We start from the raw sequence: 2,503 nt of genomic DNA, 5'->3' as shown, positions 1-2,503 counted from the left end.
CTTGACGGTGCGTGTCAATCAATTCTGAAGGCGACTCTATTCTGACGCTTTCGCGCCGGATGGTCTGACGCCATGTTAGGGTATAGTTCAGACGGACACTCCACCGATCAAGCGTCGCGTTTCACAGCGAAAAGGGGGGCGTCAGGGAACCGGCGGGAACGCGACTTGTTGCACGGGCTGCGCCGTTTGCCGCGCAAGCGCTTTGGTGAGGAAGCCCTCGACCGACTGGATATCTACCTGAGCCAGTAGCTGCGCAAGGCTACTTTCGAGCAATGTCCGGATGTTCGGCAGATCTCGTGCGTGCCCCGCCACGGTGGGGGGGATGACGCCGAGCGCGGGGGATTAACCCCCAGCCGAGATCAATGCTACTTCCCGGCAGCGTGGCGTGAGGCGCGGCCGATGTCGGATCCACCGGTAAGCGCATAGCTCGACAAACGCCTACGGAAGAGGCGAACTCTCCCCTTTGTCGTGGACTTCCCGTGGCGGATCCATTTCGCCTCTCGTGCGCGGCCAAACAGATTTGTCTTGAGGTGCCGAACGATGTCGGCAGTGTGACCCTCGGGTGAGCAAAGATCCAGAATCCACAGCCGGTCACCCTCATTCCATTCGGACGGGTGCAACAGGCAGTCGCCCTGTTCCATGAGTTTTTTTTCCACCTCATCCGACAGGTAGGCCCAGGTGACATAGCCAACCGGCGCCCCAAGATCATTGAAGAAAAACCTGATCTGGTTGTGCAAAATTGCCTGCTCGGTCCAGACTTTCAGGCACAAGACCTGCATCTCGCTGTATGTCTTATCCTGCAACATGAGCATGACCGCCAATCCGAGTTGTCGCGCATGGCCTCGGATATCCTTCGAATTACATTTCAGATGAGTTGTCATACAATGAACTCCAAGAAGGACGGCCCAAAATGGCGGCACAGCTGTCGCCCGGTGTGCGAACTCTCGATACGAAACGCCAAGTTTTGCGTGCGAAAGCGCGTATTCGTCCCCGCCCCAGCAAGTTGCCATTCCCCCGTCTCGAGATTGAACCGCAGCGATTCAATCTCGTCGGACCACAAAACGAGTTTCAAGTCCTCACTGTCGGTCAACAGCGCCCCGCTAAGGCTGTGGATCGTGTCCAGAAGTCGAGTGACGGAAGCACGCAGGGATTCCGGGCAGGTTGAAGTGCCAATGCATTCTTCGATCTGCCGCAATAGCTTTGGCCGATACATGAAGTATGGATATCTGGAGAAGCGCAGCGCGTTGATCCTGATCGCGGTTAATAGATCGGTTGGCGATAGACCACGATGCGCCGCCACTGCGACGGCCTGGTCGATGAAGTTCAAATACGTCTTCAACAGCACGTCCTGGCCAACGCGCCCCATCACGTACGGAGCGATCCGGGATTCGCAGGACGGATCCTGGAAGTAACGTGCGAGGATCAGGCAGACTGCGCCGACCGTGCTGTCTGCGACCGGATCGGAAATGTCGGACGGGGGCTTGAAGCCGCCGTGGAGCATCGTCGCAATGAGTCCGGCCAAGGTGTTCGCATGCGCGTTGTCGGCCGGCATCCAATGAAGGACCGCCCTCGGCAGACCGGTTAGGAGCAGAAGCCGGTCACGGGTCTCGGTCGACAGCCGAGCAATGTAGGCGGAAGACATCGCGTTGAAGGCTTGGCTGCCTCCGGGTCGGAAACCGTCGATGTACTTTTCGGCGTAGAAGAGTAGTTCCTGCACGCCCTGCATTACTGTATCCGGCTCATGCCAGAAGGGCAGATGATCAGAGTTGTCTCCAAAACCGTCCAGCGGCAGGCACGTTGTCGCGCCGAAATCCAGCCACCGTCCGTCCAAGGCCAGGTTCGAGGAGGTCAAGGAGCCATGCATGATGCGCTTCGCCTTCGCCGCCGCCACTTGAGTCGCGAAGCGTTCAGCGAACGCGACCAGCCCGTTGATCACGAGATCACGCGGGCCTACGAGATCACTGCCGGCCAGGAAAGCGTGGCGCAGAATCCCGGGCAGCCTAGACAGGGCATCCGCTGTGCGCCGCGCATCATGTGGTTGGGCCAACGAGAGGAAATGGCGGCTTGGCGTGAAATACACTGCACGTTCGAAATGGGCGGGCCTCAATGCGGCTTCGCGGATCAGCAGTCCCCGCGCGACGGCTTTACCCTGGCGTTGCAGGGACGTCGCGGCTGTGCCAACTATGCCGACCGCCCGAACCGCACCGAAGGGAAGAATGCAGTTTGCGATCTCTCCCCATGCGGCTTCAAATATCGCATCGCATAATGCAAGAACGCCATCCGCATAACTTGAAGCAACTCCGCGACCGACCAACGGAGTCCGCCCGATGCCCTTGATCTGGAACTCGCCGTCGTAGCCGCAGCGCCCAGAGCCACCATTACGCAGAAGGCCAGCGCCGCCATAACGATCCGCAAAGAACGGCGTTGGTGCAATAAAATGTCATCCATCCCGGCGGCGCCGGACTTCCTGACGGTTTGAGGTCGAGCATGGCAGCGCGAGCGA

The 2,503-nt window shown here is 59.2% G+C and carries 2 protein-coding genes; both read right to left on the bottom strand.

All coding sequences use genetic code 11. The features are described from left to right. Nucleotides 1-365: 365 nt before the first annotated feature. Nucleotides 366-881 carry a toxin-activating lysine-acyltransferase gene (locus M622_RS39505; RefSeq protein WP_157282148.1) on the bottom strand — a complete coding sequence of 172 codons (516 nt, stop codon included), beginning with the start codon at nucleotides 879-881 and terminating at the stop codon, nucleotides 366-368. After that, nucleotides 878-2,314, bottom strand: coding sequence for a hypothetical protein (locus M622_RS40240; RefSeq protein ID WP_157282145.1), 1,437 nt, complete (start codon nucleotides 2,312-2,314; stop codon nucleotides 878-880). Before M622_RS40240 ends, M622_RS39505 begins: the two co-directional genes overlap by 4 nt. Nucleotides 2,315-2,503: the final 189 nt, after the last annotated feature.

It is taken from the genome of Thauera terpenica 58Eu (genome assembly GCF_000443165.1).
Lineage (GTDB): Bacteria > Pseudomonadota > Gammaproteobacteria > Burkholderiales > Rhodocyclaceae > Thauera > Thauera terpenica.
The sequence above is the reverse complement of the archived record's forward strand: the minus strand, read 5'-3'. Positions and strand labels throughout refer to the sequence as shown.